12 protein-coding genes are annotated in these 15,555 nt (G+C 54.4%); 3 read left to right on the top strand and 9 right to left on the bottom strand.

All coding sequences use genetic code 11. The annotated features are described in order from the left end of the window. Nucleotides 1-37 precede the first annotated feature (37 nt). Nucleotides 38-2,746: a hypothetical protein gene (locus GWK76_02585; GenBank protein ID QHU92193.1), complete on the top strand. Its 2,709-nt coding sequence runs from the start codon at nucleotides 38-40 to the stop codon at nucleotides 2,744-2,746. 76 nt (nucleotides 2,747-2,822) lie between these two features. Here GWK76_02585 and GWK76_02590 read toward each other — a convergent pair whose 3' ends face one another. Genes GWK76_02590 through nusA form a run of 5 tightly spaced genes read right to left on the bottom strand, consistent with a single transcriptional unit; the run spans nucleotide 2,823 to nucleotide 9,692 of the window. Next, nucleotides 2,823-3,728, bottom strand: a complete 906-nt coding sequence (locus GWK76_02590) for a hypothetical protein (protein QHU92194.1) — start codon at nucleotides 3,726-3,728, stop codon at nucleotides 2,823-2,825. 23 nt (nucleotides 3,729-3,751) lie between these two features. Next, entirely contained in the window at nucleotides 3,752-5,101 is a 1,350-nt protein-coding gene (gene radA, locus GWK76_02595; protein QHU92195.1) for a DNA repair protein RadA, read from the bottom strand. Then, complete coding sequence (locus tag GWK76_02600) at nucleotides 5,101-6,078, bottom strand: hypothetical protein (GenBank protein QHU92196.1); 978 nt, start codon at nucleotides 6,076-6,078, stop codon at nucleotides 5,101-5,103. The genes radA and GWK76_02600 overlap by 1 nt, the downstream gene beginning before the upstream one ends. Continuing rightward, entirely contained in the window at nucleotides 6,062-8,530 is a 2,469-nt protein-coding gene (locus GWK76_02605; GenBank protein ID QHU92197.1) for an AAA domain-containing protein, read from the bottom strand. Before GWK76_02605 ends, GWK76_02600 begins: the two co-directional genes overlap by 17 nt. A gap of 40 nt (nucleotides 8,531-8,570) precedes the next feature. Then, complete coding sequence (gene nusA / locus GWK76_02610) at nucleotides 8,571-9,692, bottom strand: transcription termination/antitermination protein NusA (GenBank protein QHU92198.1); 1,122 nt, start codon at nucleotides 9,690-9,692, stop codon at nucleotides 8,571-8,573. A 369-nt stretch (nucleotides 9,693-10,061) separates the two neighbouring features. Here nusA and GWK76_02615 point away from each other — a divergent pair, with 369 nt between their 5' ends. Beyond that, on the top strand, nucleotides 10,062-10,397 hold the full coding sequence (locus tag GWK76_02615; GenBank protein QHU92199.1) for a hypothetical protein: 336 nt from the start codon (nucleotides 10,062-10,064) through the stop codon (nucleotides 10,395-10,397). A 65-nt stretch (nucleotides 10,398-10,462) separates the two neighbouring features. On the opposite strand, the gene gap is transcribed toward GWK76_02615, so the two are convergent. Then, complete coding sequence (gap, locus tag GWK76_02620; GenBank protein QHU92200.1) at nucleotides 10,463-11,491, bottom strand: type I glyceraldehyde-3-phosphate dehydrogenase; 1,029 nt, start codon at nucleotides 11,489-11,491, stop codon at nucleotides 10,463-10,465. A gap of 66 nt (nucleotides 11,492-11,557) precedes the next feature. Here gap and GWK76_02625 point away from each other — a divergent pair, with 66 nt between their 5' ends. Then, nucleotides 11,558-13,081 carry a RelA/SpoT family protein gene (locus tag GWK76_02625; protein QHU92201.1) on the top strand — a complete coding sequence of 508 codons (1,524 nt, stop codon included), beginning with the start codon at nucleotides 11,558-11,560 and terminating at the stop codon, nucleotides 13,079-13,081. Nucleotides 13,082-13,407: 326 nt separating this feature from the next. Here GWK76_02625 and GWK76_02630 read toward each other — a convergent pair whose 3' ends face one another. Genes GWK76_02630 through GWK76_02640 form a run of 3 tightly spaced genes read right to left on the bottom strand, consistent with a single transcriptional unit; the run spans nucleotide 13,408 to nucleotide 15,460 of the window. Beyond that, nucleotides 13,408-13,941, bottom strand: a complete 534-nt coding sequence (locus GWK76_02630; GenBank protein QHU92202.1) for an inorganic pyrophosphatase — start codon at nucleotides 13,939-13,941, stop codon at nucleotides 13,408-13,410. Between the two features lie 3 nt (nucleotides 13,942-13,944). Further along, on the bottom strand, nucleotides 13,945-14,877 hold the full coding sequence (locus tag GWK76_02635; protein QHU92203.1) for an FAD-dependent oxidoreductase: 933 nt from the start codon (nucleotides 14,875-14,877) through the stop codon (nucleotides 13,945-13,947). Then, nucleotides 14,870-15,460 carry a hypothetical protein gene (locus tag GWK76_02640; GenBank protein QHU92561.1) on the bottom strand — a complete coding sequence of 197 codons (591 nt, stop codon included), beginning with the start codon at nucleotides 15,458-15,460 and terminating at the stop codon, nucleotides 14,870-14,872. The genes GWK76_02635 and GWK76_02640 overlap by 8 nt, the downstream gene beginning before the upstream one ends. Between the last annotated feature and the right edge of the window lie 95 nt (nucleotides 15,461-15,555).

A 15,555-nucleotide genomic window follows, 5' to 3' on the forward strand; every position in this document is an offset into this window, starting at 1 on the left:
TGATTGAAGCGAAACATAGGCGTGATATAATGATAGTGTGAACAAGAAACCCTCAGATAAGCAGTCGGACGCCAGCGCAAAATCAGCGCCGTCACGTCCGCATCCAAAGCCGGCAAAACGGCTGAGTGTCTATGCAAACTTGGCGAATAAGCGTCGGCTCAAGAAGGATAAGCGCTCCCGCGAAAAAGCAGAGTATCTGGCGAGTTTACCAAAGCACCCCGTCAAGCGGTTCTTTTACCGCCTCCACCCTAAGCGCGTCTTTCGCTATTGGTTCTCCAAGCGCGGCGGCTTGATGGCGCTAAAAATTCTCGGTGTCGCCATTGTTGCAATGATTATCCTGATCGGCGGCCTGTTTGCCTACTTCCGCAAAGATCTCGACAAGATCCGCCCGGGCGAACTCGCCAAGCGTGTCCAGACAACGGTCACCAAGTATTATGACCGCAATGGCGAGCTCCTGTGGGAAGATAAGGGTACCGATAATTATAAGCTGGTGGTCGAGGCCGACAAGATTAGTGATTACCTCAAGAAAGCGACCATTGCCATTGAGGATCGTGATTTCTATAAGCATCACGGTATCAGTATCAGTGGCCTGACCCGCGCTATGTTTAGTACAGCATCAGGTCGACAAGTTCAGGGTGGCTCGACGTTGACACAACAGCTCGTCAAGCAAGTTTTCTTTGCCGAGGATGCCGACAAACGCGGCCTCAGCGGTATTCCACGCAAAATCAAGGAAATTATCCTGGCAATTGAAGTTGAACGCATGTACAACAAGGATCAGATTCTCGCGCTCTACCTCAACCAAGCGCCATATGGCGGTCGGCGTAACGGCGCAGAGTCGGCCGCTCAGACATACTTTGGTAAATCCGCCAAGGATCTCACCTTGGCTGAAGCAGCCCTGCTGGCTTCAATTCCGCAAAACCCGAGTACATTTAATCCGTACAACATCACTGGGCGCAAGATGCTCCTGTCACGCCAGCATACAACACTAGACTACATGCTGGAACAAGGCTATATCACCGAAGCGCAGGCCAAAGAAGCCAAGCAGTATCCAATTCTTGACAAAATCAAGCCCGAGACTGAGCAGCTCGCCGGTATTAAGGCACCGCACTTTGTACTCATGGTACGTAATCAACTGGAGCGTGAACTTGGCAAGGCGGTTGTTGGCCGCGGTGGACTAACCGTCAAGACGACACTGGACTGGAAGATTCAAGAAAAACTCGAGACAGAGATGAAAGCTTTCTTCGACTCAGGTCGCCCGGGCCGCGTGAGCATCAGTAACGGTGCAGCAACCGTTGAAGATGTACAGACTGGGCAGATTGTCGCCCTTGTTGGCAGTCGTGATTTCAATTATGCTGGCTTTGGGCAGGATAATGCCGCTACCGCCTTTATCCAGCCGGGTTCAACTATCAAGGCTTTCGACTACGCCAAACTGTTTGAGAATCGCGGCAGTAATCAGCAAAATTATGGCTCAGGCTCAATCCTCAGCGACGAGAACATAGACAAGATTTATGGCGCCAAGCTGAACAACTGGGACCGACGATTTATGGGAAGTATTTCTATTCGCCGCTCGCTAGCGCTTTCCCGTAATATCCCAGCGGTCAAGGCAATGTATATCGCAGGCAACGGCTCGCCAAAACCAACTGTTGACTATATTCACAACATGGGTAATACCAATTATTGCCAGCAAGAAGAAGCGGCCGGCGGCTACGGACTGTCAGCAGCCATTGGCGCCTGCGGTACGAAGCAGACCGAATTGGTGAATGCTTACGGCACCTTTGCCCGCATGGGCGTCGCCAAGCCAAGCACCAACGTCCTTGAGGTAACCAACAGCCAGGGCGATACGTTAAAGAAATGGAAAGATGAGAGCAAACAGGCAACCGACCCGCAAGTCGCCTACATCATCAATGACATCTTGGGTGACGCGGACGCGGCGCGCGACCTGCACGGTTATGGCGCGATGAATGTGCCTGGTGTTAGAACCGCCGCCAAGACCGGTACTACCGACAAAAACGGCCACGCCAAGGATGTCTGGATCGTCAACTATAGTCCGGCGCTAGCCATGGGTATGTGGCTCGGTAATTCCGACACCAGCACCATCAACACCCCGAACTCGGCCTTTGGTATGCCGGTGGTGCGTAACGTCATGTCATTTGCTCACAACGAAGTCTATGCCAAACAGGGCAAATGGAAGCCAAATGATTGGTTCAAGCGACCAAATGGTATCCAACAGCAAGGCAAAGAGCTCTATCCATCGTGGTGGAATAAAAAACAGGGCGAGACTACTGAAAAGATTAAGTTTGACCGTGTCTCCAAGAAAAAGGCGACAAATTGTACACCAGCTGACGCCATCGAGGAAATTGAGGTCACCAAGACCATTGACCCGCTCACTAAGAAACCATCATACTCAGCACCTGAGGGTTACGACGCCAACGCTGATGACGATAAGCACAAATGTGACGATGCCAAGCCAAGTGTCAGCCTATCACTTTCTGGCTCTGGCTCCAGCCGCACCATCACCGCCCGCGCCACCAACGGCACCTTCCCGCTCACCTCAATTGACATCCTCGTTGATGGTCGCAGCGTCAAAAGCGAGTCGATCTCCGGTAGTGGCGGCAGTGTTTCGGTCGATATCAGGGTCAGTAGCCCAGGTCGGCACACCATTCAGGCAATCGCCCGCGACGAAGGCTACTATACTGCATCAGACAGCGGTAGCTTCTCGGTAGGCAGCGGCTCAAGCTCCGACTAACCCGCACCCCTTCCCCTATGACACATAAAAACCAGACCGCTTCAGTCTGGTTTTTACTCTTTCTTAGCCTTAGCGATTATTGCTCATTAACCATTCGGATCAAGTCAGCCTCACGCTGCGCCTGGGTCTTGGGGCGAGCCGAACGGTGACCTTGAGCTGCGGCGCGCGAGGCATCAGGTTTCGCTGCCTTGCTGGTCTGCGGCCGACGACCCGTGGAGCGCTGCTTGGGCTGTTTGGGAGCAGCTTGAGCTGGTGACTGTTGCGCCGCTTCTTTTGCTTCTTTTGGCTCAGCGCAAACTTTCGCAAACATCATCTTGCCAGCATCGGTTTGCAGGCTACGAATGATTTCAATGCGCTTTTTCTGGCCTAGGAACTTTTTGGCCTGCTCAACCACCACCATGGTGCCGTCATGCAAGTAGCCGACAGCCTGATGAGAATCTTGACCTTTTTGCGTCAATTCAAGCACCAGTTCATCACCAGGCAGATAGCTCATGCGCAAACTCTTGGCTAGCTCATTGATATTGAGGATCTGAATGCCTTCAACTTGCGCCACCTTGTTCAGGTTGTAGTCCAGCGTCAAAATAGCAGCATTCATTTCCTTGGCAAGCTGTAACAAGCGGTTGTCTACCCCTTCAGGAATGCGCGTCGCATCGTCAAGCAGCGTAAATGAGCCGCCCAGCACATCTTTGAGCTCCTTCATGGCGTCCATGCCAAAGCGGGCGCGCTCGCGCTTGGCGTGATCAGCACCATCCGCCAACAGCTGCAGTTCTATCAGCACACTACGCGGCACGATGACCTGCCCCAATAGGAACCCGGTCTTTGCCAAATCAACCACCCGGCCGTCCATCAGTACCGAGGTGTCGACCAAAATCAGCAGCTGCGTGCCACTGCCTGCCTGCCGTCGCGGCTTGACCAGTAGATATATTTCCGCCATGATAGCCAGCAGCATGATAATGATGATAAGTTCAATTGTTTTTTCCATAATAATTTCCTTTTATGATAATGTTATTGTAAATAGTCAATCAGCGCCTGACGTAGGTCGCCGACGCCGCGCACGAATGCGTCTTTGTGGGTTTTTGGTGCGATGGCATAGGTAAAACCAAGCTTCTTAGCCTCTTTGACGCGGGCGTGCCAGCCTTGAGCGGAGCGCACTTCGCCGCCTAAGCCCACTTCGCCAAACACCACGGCTTCGTCACTGAGCTTGCGGCCAGCTGAGGCTGAGGCGATGGCCATGGCAACTGCCAAGTCCGCCGCTGGGTCACTGAGTTTCAAGCCGCCGACCACATTGATGTAAATGTCTTTGTCGGAAAGATTGAGCTTGGTACGCTTTTCCAGCACCGCCACCAACAAGTTCAAGCGGTTGAGATCAAAACCGCTGGCTGCGCGTTTGGGATAGCCAAAATTCGTCGGGTTGACCAGTGCCTGAATTTCCACCAATAGCGGCCGCGCCCCCTCCATGGTGGCGAGGACGATGGAACCATCGAGGTTTTGTCGCTCGGCTAGCAAGCTCGCCGATGGGTTGGCCACAATCCGTAAGCCATCCTCATGCATCTCAAAAATTGTTGCCTCATTGGTCGAGCCATAGCGGTTTTTCTGCGCCCGCACCACCCGGAAGCCGCCGTAGCGATCACCCTCAAAGTTCAGCACCACATCGACCAAGTGCTCCAGGACTTTCGGCCCGGCGATTGAGCCTTCCTTGGTGACGTGACCGACCAAAATCACTGCGGTGTTCGCGGCCTTGGCGGCGCGAATGATGACGTTGGATGAGTTGGTGATTTGACTGACTGAGCCTGGCGCTGAGGCAATGTCTGCGAGCGACAAGGTCTGGATGGAATCGACGATCACTAGATTGTACTGGCCAGTCTGAATGGAGGCGGCGATGTCTTCGGCACTGTTACTGGACGCCAGCTGCAAGTTCTCTGAGTCAACCGCGCCCAACCGTTCAGCCCGCAATTTGACCTGCGACACCGACTCCTCGCCACTGACGTACAGCACTGGTTTCTGCCGAGCAACAAACGCCGCAACTTGTGCCAGCAGGGTACTTTTTCCAATTCCCGGCTGCCCCGCCACCAGCACCACACCGCCTGGTAGAAAGCCGCCGCCGAGCACTGCGTCAAGGTCAGCGATGCCGGTTGCCAACCGCGCTTGTTTGGCCTCGGTGGCCGTCTCGCTGAGCCTAAGCGCAGTCAGCGCTTTACCTTTACCGCTGCTGCGGGCTACCGCCGAGGCGCCGGTGTCAACTGGTAGTTGTTCAACCAGCGAATTCCATTCGCCACAATTGTCGCACTTGCCGACCCATTTCGGATAGCTGGCACCGCACTGCTGACAGATAAATTGTGATTTTGCCCGTGCCATTATTTAACCGCCTTTTGGCTATCGAGGCTTTGATTGAGCTGATCAATCTTGCGCCCCAACGCATTTAATTTTTCAACATCAGTGTTATAGGCATCGACCTTACCCTCGATAGTCTGCCGCTCACGACGAAGCGCCAGGCCACGCTGGCTCAGCCGGTTTCGCTCAGCCTGAAACTCAGCTTGCGTCTGAAAACCACCCGTCGTTGCCCGCTGGTTAAATGCCGCTACGTCTTGGTTATAGGCACTAATGCGCGCACTGTACGACGTCGTCAGCTGCTCAATTTCACGCTTTCGCTTGGCGAGACTGGCCGTCAGCGCGTCGGCCTCGGCCTCGGCACTGGTGAACTTTTGATTATACTGAGCGTGCAGTTTTAGTAGCGCCGCTCGATTACTAAAATACTCGGCATAGTGCGCCTCCAGCTCCGATCCGAGATCAGCAAACTCCGTACCCAAAATTGAATGTAGCTCATTGGCGCGCGTACCCGGCTGTGCCCGTTCATAATACGCCATCCGCTCCTCGAGCTTTTTGGTCTTGACCTTGGTATAAGCCGCCTCTAGCAGCTCGCCCAGCCGCCGACGCTGCTCCGCCGAATAGCGCGACCAGGCTACGTGCAGCATTTCGTGCGCCGCCGTTACCTCTTTGATACCGTCTAGCTCCGCGTTCCGCACGTTGTAAATGTGGATGGTCTCTTTGGCGTGAGAATAACAGCCGACGATCGGGCTGGCCTGTTCGATACGACGGCAATCGTGATTAAACTGCGTAGCGTTTTCTAGTCGCGGCTGTGCCAGATAAAAGCTAAATTTGGCCTTATCAGTCATCGTTGCCCGCCGTGCCAGCGTCGCTATGTCTTGACTAGGCTGGTACTGCCAGACCCTGATATGATCCAGCACCAGCTGGCGATTGAGCACCAGCCAGCTACCACCGGCCACCAGCCCCACAAACACCACGACACTAACGAGATTACGCAGCCGTAACATTGATCACTACCTCACGATTTTTCGTGGTTGCCACCAACACCGCACCGGGACGGGCCTGACGAGACAATAAGACATCACTGAGCGGATCAGCCAACATCGTCTGAATCGTCTGCCGAAGCACCCGCGCGCCGCGCTGCTCATCAAATCCGTTGTCTATGATACAACGCTTAGCGCTCGGCGTGATGACCAGCGTCATCTGCTGCGCTCGTACTGCTTCTTTAAGCTCGCTGACGAGATTATCGAAAATCTTGCCCACCACCGGCCGAGTCAAGCTCTTGAAATGCACCACTGCATCAAATCGCCCGATTAACTCCGGCCGCAGTAGCTCCTCCAGCTCGCGCCGCGCCGCCCGAGCATTGCGCTCATTCACATCGTCCGCCCGCGAACCATCATCGCCGTGCGGGCTAAAGCCCAGCTCACCGTCGCGCACCATCGCCTCGGCGCCGACATTGCTTGTTAAAATCACGATTGTCTGGCGAAAACTGACCGTCCGCCCATGCGAATCGCTTAGCTTGCCGTCTTCCAAAATTTGCAGCAGCAAGTTCAGTACATCCGGATGCGCCTTTTCGATCTCATCAAACAGCACCACACTGTACGGCTGCCGGCGAACCTTGTCGGTCAATTTGCCGCCCTCATCATAGCCAACATAGCCAGCCGGCGCGCCAATCAACTGACTGGCCGTATGCCGCTCCGAGAACTCACTCATGTCAATCTTGATCAAACTATTGTCGCCTCCAAACACTTCCCGTGCCAACACGCGAGCTAACTCCGTCTTGCCCACGCCAGTCGGCCCGAGAAAAATAAACGACCCAAGCGGCCCCGACCGCCGACTCAGCCCAGCTCGCGCCCGGCGAATGGTTCGCGCCAAGGTCGCCACGGCCCTCTCTTGACCGAGCACCGACCGGCCCAGCCGCTGCTCCAGTGCCACCAGATCTTTGCGCTCGTTCACCGTCACTTTTTCTGCCGGCACACCAGCCATCGCCGCCACCGCTCGCCGTACATCATCCTCGGTTAGCTCCGGCAATGCTGGGTCGTCAGCCGGTAGCTGCTTAGCCTGCTGCTCCAATTGTTTGATGCGCACCTTGAGCTCGGCCGCACGTTGATATTGCTCAGCCTCGACCGCCGCATCGAGTTTGCCCGCTAGTTGTTTAATCCGCCGTGCTAGCTGTTGCTGTTTGGTTGGCTTGGCTGGCCGCCGCGTACTAACCAGCGCCGCCGCCTCATCGAGTACATCAATTGCCTTGTCCGGTAAATGACGTTCCGTTACGTAGCGCTGGCTGAGGGCTACGCTCAGCTCGATCATCTCATCAGAAATCCGCAGTCGATGATGTGTCGCCAACCGGCCCGCTAGCGCCCGCACCATGGCTACTGCCGCCTGCTCATCCGGCTCCGCCACCGTCACCGCCTGAAACCGCCGACTGAGGGCCGCATCTTTTTCGATGTGCTTGCGGTACTCGTCAAATGTTGTTGCACCGATCACCCGCACTTCACCACGCGCCAACGCTGGCTTTAGGACGTTCGCCGCATCCATCGACCCCTCGGCCGAGCCAGCCCCGACCAATAAATGCAGCTCATCAATGAATAACATGATCTCCTGATGATTACGTGCTACCGCCACGACTTTTTGTAAGCGCTCCTCAAACTGACCACGAAACTTTGTACCGGCGACCATGGCCGTCAGATCAAGCTGAATCAGCCGCTTGCCGACTAAAAACTCTGGCACCGTCCCCGCTGCGATGCGCTGCGCCAGGCCCTCGACCACTGCGGTTTTGCCGACGCCTGGCTCGCCGATTAGCGCTGGGTTATTCTTGCCGCGCCGCCCGAGCACCGTGATCAGCCGCTCCGTCTCGGCCTCCCGACCGACCACTGGATCGAGCAGTCCGCTCCGTGCGCGCTCCGTCATGTCGACTCCGTACTGGTCAAGCAGCTTGAGATCGGCCGACCGACGAGTATGCGGCGCCGTACCTTCCTTCGACTCATCCTGTATCGCCTCCAGCTGCTGCCGATCAAACACGTCCTCCAATGTACCGCGCAGCTCCTCCAGATCCACATTCATATCACTGAGCAACTTCGTCGCCCGAGCCTTGTGCTGCAATAGCATGCTATAGACGATGTGCTCGGTACCGATGCGCTCCTGTCCAAACTCTGTCGCTAGCTGCCAGGCAGCCCGTATTGTCTCCAAGACTTCAGCGTTCATGCCTTTGTGAACAACCACCACCACGAACGACTGCGCGGTTAAGCCTAGCGCCAACTCCGCTCGATCCAGCGTCACACCACTCTCCGCCAAAATCTTCGCACCCAGCGACGAATTCTGCGCCAATACACCAAGCAGCACATGCTCAGTGCCGACATACGGACTACCACTATTATGCGCCAGTAGCCCGGCGCGCTCTAAACTAGCCTTGGCGGTATCAGTCAGCCGAGATTCTAACTCAGAAAAATCTTCCGGCATATCGCCCTCCTTTCGTTTTTGGCGATTGTCAGAAAGCAGCCTATTCCGCCACCTCCTCAACCACGCTCATCAAACTGTCCTCAATATTTTTACGAGGTTTTGCTTCAGGTTTAACAGCCGCCTTTGCCTCAATATCCAGTTCGTAGCCAGTCAGCCGACTTGCCAAGCGAACATTCTGCCCAGCCCGGCCGATGGCCACTGATTGCTGATCCTCGCTAACGTAGACCGTTGCTCGCTTTTCATCTTCATTAACCGTCACGCTCAGTACTTCTGCTGGGCTCATGGCATTCGCGATGAAGCCAGCCGCGTCTTCCTCAAACGGAATGATATCAATTTTTTCCTGCTCGCCGATTTCGTTCATCACTGCCTGAACACGCGTACCGTGACCGCCGACGAACGTACCGACTGGGTCAACACCCGGCAAAGCAGACGCTACCGCCAATTTGGTGCGGCGACCAGCCTCGCGGGCAATCGCCTTGATCTCCACGGCGCCCGTTTCCATCTCTGGCACTTCCTGGCTAAACAAGAACCGCACAAATTCTTCATTGCCGCGGCTCAAAATCAGCTGCGGACCGCGACCTTCACGCTCAATGTCCTTGATGTACACTTTGACGCGGCGGCCAACACCGTAGTACTCGCCAGGGATTTGCTCGGACTGCGGCATGATACCGACGGCCTTACCCAGCTCAATTCGCACCACGCGTGGCTCAACCCGCTGAATCGTACCAGTCACCACTGTACCAATTTTATCTTCAAATTCTGCCAGCACCACTTCGCGCTCTGCCTCGCGCAGCCGCTGCAAAATCACTTGCTTGGCGGTCTGGGCTGCCACCCGGCCAAACGTCGTCACGTTATGCGTCTCGACCGTCACTTCGCTTCCCAGCTCAGCCGCCGGGTCAACCGTCTTGGCCTCGTCGAGGCTCATTTGATTGACGTCATTTTCGACTTCTTCAACCACGGTTTTGACGACCGACACCACAGCCGTGCCGCTGTTGATGTTCAGGCTGGCGCGCACCAATTGCTCGCGCGTACCGTTATCACGCCGCCACGCTGCGGCGATAGCCTGCTCGATCACCTCCAAAACCGTTTCTTCTGGCAGGTTCTTTTCCTCGGCAATCGTCCGCACCGCCAACGTCAACTGCTTAATATTCAAATCTTCCATACTAGCTCCTTTACGCTATATTATTATACTATGTTTCGTTGCAAACGCCCAAGAGACGAAAAACTCCGACCTGATTGGCCGGATATGTTAGTAGTGTAGCATATCCAGCCAGGCGGCGTCAAGTTCAGCCGCCCCATTCGCCCATGTCAGCCTGCGAACGGGTATGCGTATCTAACAGAGGTGGGAGCTCATAGCTATTCACAATCTTGACAAAAAGCATTGACATTTTCTACTAATAGTGATATATATATCAGCCTTTTGACAACTTACCGTAAGTTTTGTCAACTGCGCTTCGCTGCCCTGGGTCGGATACCTACGGTGGCTTGAGGCGCGGAACGGCCGCACCTCAACAAAGAGAAAGGTCATATCATGTTCCTCGAGATCCTGACTATCCTCATCATTGCGGCTATTGTGATGGGAATCATGACGAGTGTGGCCTCGGCCGGTGACAAGTTCACCATGGTCAGTGGTGTTATGTTTACTATATTTGGGCTCACAGCACTGTACTGGACAGCCGGGGCGGTCGCCCCACATCTCCACAAAGACTCAACTGTCAGCTGGCTATACAAGCCACTGGCTAGCCTCCCCGAATGGGTCGGCTACGTTGGCGCCGCGATCACCGTGGTGCTATGGGTAATGGCTATCGCCCTGCTGGTGGACGATTTCGTCCACCTTCCCCGACGCAAGAAAGGAGGAAGAATCTGATATTGAGGTGCGGGGCGGGATTGATACGATTTTTCGTATCTCCCGCCCCACTCACATCACTGAACTTATGACATCGCTGACTGCTGGAGATAGTGGCCGACGTCCGCCACCAGCTCGACCAGACGGTTGGAGTACCCCCACTCGTTATCGTACCAGACCATGATTTTCACCATATTACCACCAACGACCTTGGTCAGCGGCAGGTCAACGATGCCAGAATGTGAATTACCGATAAAGTCGCGGCTGACCAGCGGCTCCTCACTGACGCCCAAGATCCCTTGATAGAAACTATCGGCGGCAGCTTTCTTGAACACCTCATTTACCTGCTCGACCGTCACGTCGCGCCGTAGCAGTGCCGTCACGTCACTGAGCGACACCACCGGCGTCGGTACGCGGACACTCAGGCCGTCGAACTTGCCGGTTAGCTGCGGCAGGGTTTTCGTCACGGCGATGGCCGCACCGGTGGTTGTCGGCACGATATTCTCGGCTGCATTGCGACCCTCACGCAGATCCTTAGCCGGCGCGTCCTGCAGGCGCTGGCTGGCAGTGTAGCTATGCACCGTTGTCAGCATCGATTTCTCGACGCCAAACTCCGCATCCAAAATCGCCATCACCGCGCCCAAGCTATTGGTCGTACAGCTGGCATTAGAAACTATCGGCGTAGCGTCCTTGATCTTGCTGTCATTGGTGCCCAGGACAATTGTATCGACGCCGTCGGACTTGGTCGGCCCGCTGATAACCACACGTTTAGCGCCAGCAGTCAAGTGCTTACCCGCACCATCTTTATCGGTAAAGAGTCCCGTCGATTCTATCACCACGTCAACATTCATCTCGCCCCATGGCAAGTTCGTTGGATCTTTTTCCGCCAGCACTTTGACAGGTTTTCCGTCGACGATGAGTTCATCCTCTGTAACATCAACCTGCCGACCGTACTCACCATAATTACTGTCATGCTTGAGTAGGTACGCTAGCGTCTTAGTATCCGTCAAATCATTAATCGCCACAATTTCCAAATCGCTGCGCTCCCGGGCAATCTTAAAGGCACTGCGCCCGATCCGCCCGAAACCATTAATCGCTATTTTCGTTATCGCCATATAATTATTCCTCCCAAGTAGCATTAGCTTTTTACTAATTATACTACAAAGTTGTATAATGAAACTATGACGCGGGAGGAATTACTACATCTAGCGGCGCCGCAGTACGATGAAGTACCGGTACTAGTGTTAGATAGCGCTATTGACTACGCCACCAAAAAGCATGCCGGGCAAAAGCGCAAGAGCGGCGAACCCTACATCACGCACCCGCTGGCGGTGGCTGGGATTTTGGTGGAATGGGGTATGGATATTGACACGGTGATCGCTGGCGTGCTGCATGATACGGTCGAGGATACCGATGCAACGCTGGATGAACTAGAAAGTTTGTTCGGCCGCGACATTGCCTTTTTGGTTGATGGTGTGACCAAGGTGTCGCAGGCACGCGCTGGTATGCGCAGCCTCGATAGCTATCTGCCGCACACCAAGGACAACCTCGCCAAGCTGATGATCGCGGTCGGCGAGGACATCCGAGTGATTATTATCAAGCTGGCGGATCGGCTACATAATATGCGCACGCTTCAATATATGCCGCGTGACAAGCAGAAGAAAATCGCCCGCGAGACAATTGAGGTGTTTGCGCCGTTGGCGGATCGGCTGAATATGGGGCGTGTCCGCGTACAATTAGAAGAGCTTAGTTTCCGATTCTTGATGCCCAAGGATTTTCAGCGCACCAAGAGTCTGATGGACAGCCGCCTGAAAAAAAGCCAGCGCAAACTCGCCAAAGTCCGCCGCGACGTTACGGCGCGCCTGCAGAGCGAGGGCCTACGGTTCGATATGGATGGCCGGGTCAAAAGCGTGTATAGCCTGTTCAAGAAGCTCGACCGCGTTGGCGATATTGATAAGATTTACGATCTGATTGCTCTGCGCATCATTGTTGATGATTTAGCGACCGGCTATCTGGTACTGGGCGTACTGCACGAGATGTACCAGCCGTTTTACGAGCGCATCAAAGATTACGTTGCCAACCCTAAACCGAACGGCTACCAAAGCTTGCACACGACAGTGCAAACGCCGACCGGACAAATTGTCGAATTCCAAATTCGTACCCAAGACATGCATGAATACGCCGAGCGTGGTTTGGCAGCCAGCTTTCATTATAACGAACAAAAGATGTCCGATGCCTACCGCCAGGGGCGAATCGCCGCGCTGCCGACGGATTTGGCATGGATTCGTGACCTGCAGGAAACGGCGGCCCGGGCCCGCGAGGGCAAGGCCTTTAATTCAGAAAAATTCCGCATGAAGTTGTTTGAAGATCGCATCTTCGTCTATTCGCCCAAAGGTGATATTTATGACTTGCCGCGCGGCGCCTTCCCGCTGGATTACGCCTATCGCATTCACTCCGACATCGCAGCGCACGCCAGCGGCTTTAAGGTCAATGGCGTTATGAAGCCGTTCACCTATGAATTGCAGCACGGCGACGTCGTCGAAGTCTTGACCAGCAAATCTGCCAAGCCCAAACCAGCCTGGCGCAATATGGTCATCACGCCGCACGCCAAAACCAAACTGCGCATGCAGCTGTCAAAAAGCGGCGGCGTGCTTGCACACCTGACCGGCTTAACCGACGGCGTTTCGTCGTTGTTTCGACGGTAAGCAAAGCACTCACACCTCAGAGGCTGCGGCAGACACGACACCTCCTCCGCCAGAGACTGTGAAACCGTTCGTGAGTAACGGACGTTTCAGCCGAACGCTCGCGAGAAATATCCAGTGGAGATTTGAGCGAAGAGTGTGCTCTGGCGGCGGACGGTGGAGTGGCTGCCACGGCTTGGATTCCAGCCGTCTCCTCCACGTCGAATGCATCCGGCGGGCGCCGTCCGCAGAGCTATCGACGTGTCGGAGAGGCTGATAATTCCGCGACAAACACGCATACCCGATTCTTGGCAAGATGTGATATCGCTTTGCTTTGCAAGATAGTAGTATTACGCCTGCTCGTTCCAGCGCTCAATCGCCGCCGCTACAACCTGCTTGGCAGCATCAACGCCAGCAAATTCTTTGACAATGGTCGAGCCTGGCTTTTTCAGATCCTTGTAGTGATTAAAATGGAATTCAATTTGCTTAATCAGCTGCGCTGGCAAATCTTCCAGTGACTGAATGGCGTTTCCAGTATGACGATCGTCGCTTGGCACGGCGATAATTTTATCATCAACCTCATCGTCATCAACAAACTTCATCACGCCGAGGATTCGCGCCTCGACTACCAGCCCAGTCGTCAGCGGCGTGTCCGTGACCAATAGCACATCCAGCTCGTCGCCATCCTCGTCCAGCGTTTGTGGAATAAAACCATAATTAGTCGGCTTGGCAAAAATCGCCGGATCAACCCGATCTAGCCGCATGACGCCAACTTTTCGATCCCATTCAATTTTATGATTTGACCCAGCCGGAATCTCCACGACAACGGTGATTTCGCCGTCCTGATAGTTTCCCGGTGTTAATACTTGGTTAAAATCTGCCATATACTACTCCTCTCTGGCTTTTTCTTGTAAATATTCACGAATTTGCAGTGCCGCCACTGCGCCCTCACCGACCGCTGAAGCAATTTGCATGGTTGCACCCGAACGGACGTCGCCCGAGGCAAAGACGCCAGGGATATTGGTGTGCAAATGCTCGTCGGTGACGATGTGTCCGCCCAAGTCCAGCTCAATACCTGAGTCTACCAAAAACTGCGTGTTTGGAATCAAGCCGATGAAAACAAATAAGCCGTCTGCCATAAATTCTTTCTGCTCGCCGTTTTGGGTCGATTTGACACCGTAGAATTTGTCGTCTTTGACGATAATTTCATCAGTCGTCGCACCGATATGGACGGCAATCTTACCCTCATCGACATACTTTTGCAGCTCTTTTTGCAGGACATCGCTGGCGCGCAATTTGCTGCGCACCAATAGGTCAACGTGGCTGGCGTAGCGAGTCAAAAATATCGCTTCCTGCACCGCCGAGTTGCCGCCGCCAACGACGATCAAGCGCTTGTCGCGGTAAAATGCACCGTCGCACGTTGCACAGTAATGCACACCGCGGCCATACAATTCATCTTCGCCCGGCACGCCCAGCTTGCGGTGATTTGAACCGGTCGCCAGCAGCACTGCTTTGGCGCGTACCGACTGACCATCAATCGTCAATTCCAGTTCGCCGTCAACCTGCTTCAGGGCCGTCACATCACCGTACTCAATATTCGCGCCAAATCGCTCAGCCTGCTGCTGCAGCTCGGACGCCAATTTCATACCGGTCACGCCCTCGGCAAACCCTGGGTAATTATCGATTTGATCAGTGATGGCCGCCATACCGCCGACCACGCCGCGCTCGTATAGTGTTGTCGGCACATCTTCGCGCGATAGGTAAATTGCTGCAGTGAGTGCGCTTGGACCAGCACCAACGATGATAACTTCTTTAGACATTCAACCCCCTTGATCTATAATATCGCTTGATAACTTCTGGCATCTCCGGCCGTGGAATCTCCGCCGGTTTCTCGATAGCCATTACCACAAATTTAAGTGGCGCATTGGCAGGAATTTTATCGCCCTGGCCTTTATCGCCATAAGCTTTGTCAGCTGGAATCGTCAGTTCGCGCACACCGCCAACCTTCATACCAATCAGCCCCTCTTTCCAGCCCTGAATCACCGACGTATGTGCTGGGCCGTTTACCGCAAACGGCGCTTTCAATTTACCGCTGTTGATTGACTGATCAAAAATCTCACCCTTAGCATTCCAACCGATGTAGTAAACCGCAAATTTGGTATCATCCTTGACCTCCGCGCCGTCACCCACGACCAAATCTTCTTTGCCGAGCTCCTTCACACCAGTAGCCTCAAAGGCACCGACTCGCGTACTAAACCCCAAAAACTTGCCGTGATATTTACTGTTCAATTCCGCCGTCTGAGCGTCAACTTTCTTTTGCCACTCCGTGGTTGCTTTTTTATAATCTTCTTGCGCCTGCTTCAGCTCGGCCTGGTCTTTGGCGTCATTGCCTGGCTGCACCATCATGGCGATGAACCCGCCAATTGTCCCAACCGCTAATGTCCCCGTGATGATCCATATACCGAGTCGCTGTCCCCTCGTTGCCATAATCCTCCTTT

It is taken from the genome of Candidatus Saccharibacteria bacterium oral taxon 488, from assembly GCA_010202465.1.
Taxonomy (GTDB): Bacteria; Patescibacteriota; Saccharimonadia; order Saccharimonadales; family Saccharimonadaceae; genus Nanosynbacter.

Bases quoted from the DNA above. Each gene is read 5' to 3' on its own strand.
- GWK76_02590 (QHU92194.1), bottom strand. From the start codon at position 3,728: ATGGAAAAAACAATTGAACTTATCATCATTATCATGCTGCTGGCTATC.
- radA (QHU92195.1), bottom strand. From the start codon at position 5,101: ATGGCACGGGCAAAATCACAATTTATCTGTCAGCAGTGCGGTGCCAGC.
- GWK76_02600 (QHU92196.1), bottom strand. From the start codon at position 6,078: ATGTTACGGCTGCGTAATCTCGTTAGTGTCGTGGTGTTTGTGGGGCTG.
- GWK76_02605 (QHU92197.1), bottom strand. From the start codon at position 8,530: ATGCCGGAAGATTTTTCTGAGTTAGAATCTCGGCTGACTGATACCGCC.
- nusA (QHU92198.1), bottom strand. From the start codon at position 9,692: ATGGAAGATTTGAATATTAAGCAGTTGACGTTGGCGGTGCGGACGATT.
- GWK76_02615 (QHU92199.1), top strand. From the start codon at position 10,062: ATGTTCCTCGAGATCCTGACTATCCTCATCATTGCGGCTATTGTGATG.
- gap (QHU92200.1), bottom strand. From the start codon at position 11,491: ATGGCGATAACGAAAATAGCGATTAATGGTTTCGGGCGGATCGGGCGC.
- GWK76_02625 (QHU92201.1), top strand. From the start codon at position 11,558: ATGACGCGGGAGGAATTACTACATCTAGCGGCGCCGCAGTACGATGAA.
- GWK76_02630 (QHU92202.1), bottom strand. From the start codon at position 13,941: ATGGCAGATTTTAACCAAGTATTAACACCGGGAAACTATCAGGACGGC.
- GWK76_02635 (QHU92203.1), bottom strand. From the start codon at position 14,877: ATGTCTAAAGAAGTTATCATCGTTGGTGCTGGTCCAAGCGCACTCACT.
- GWK76_02640 (QHU92561.1), bottom strand. From the start codon at position 15,460: ATGGTGCAGCCAGGCAATGACGCCAAAGACCAGGCCGAGCTGAAGCAG.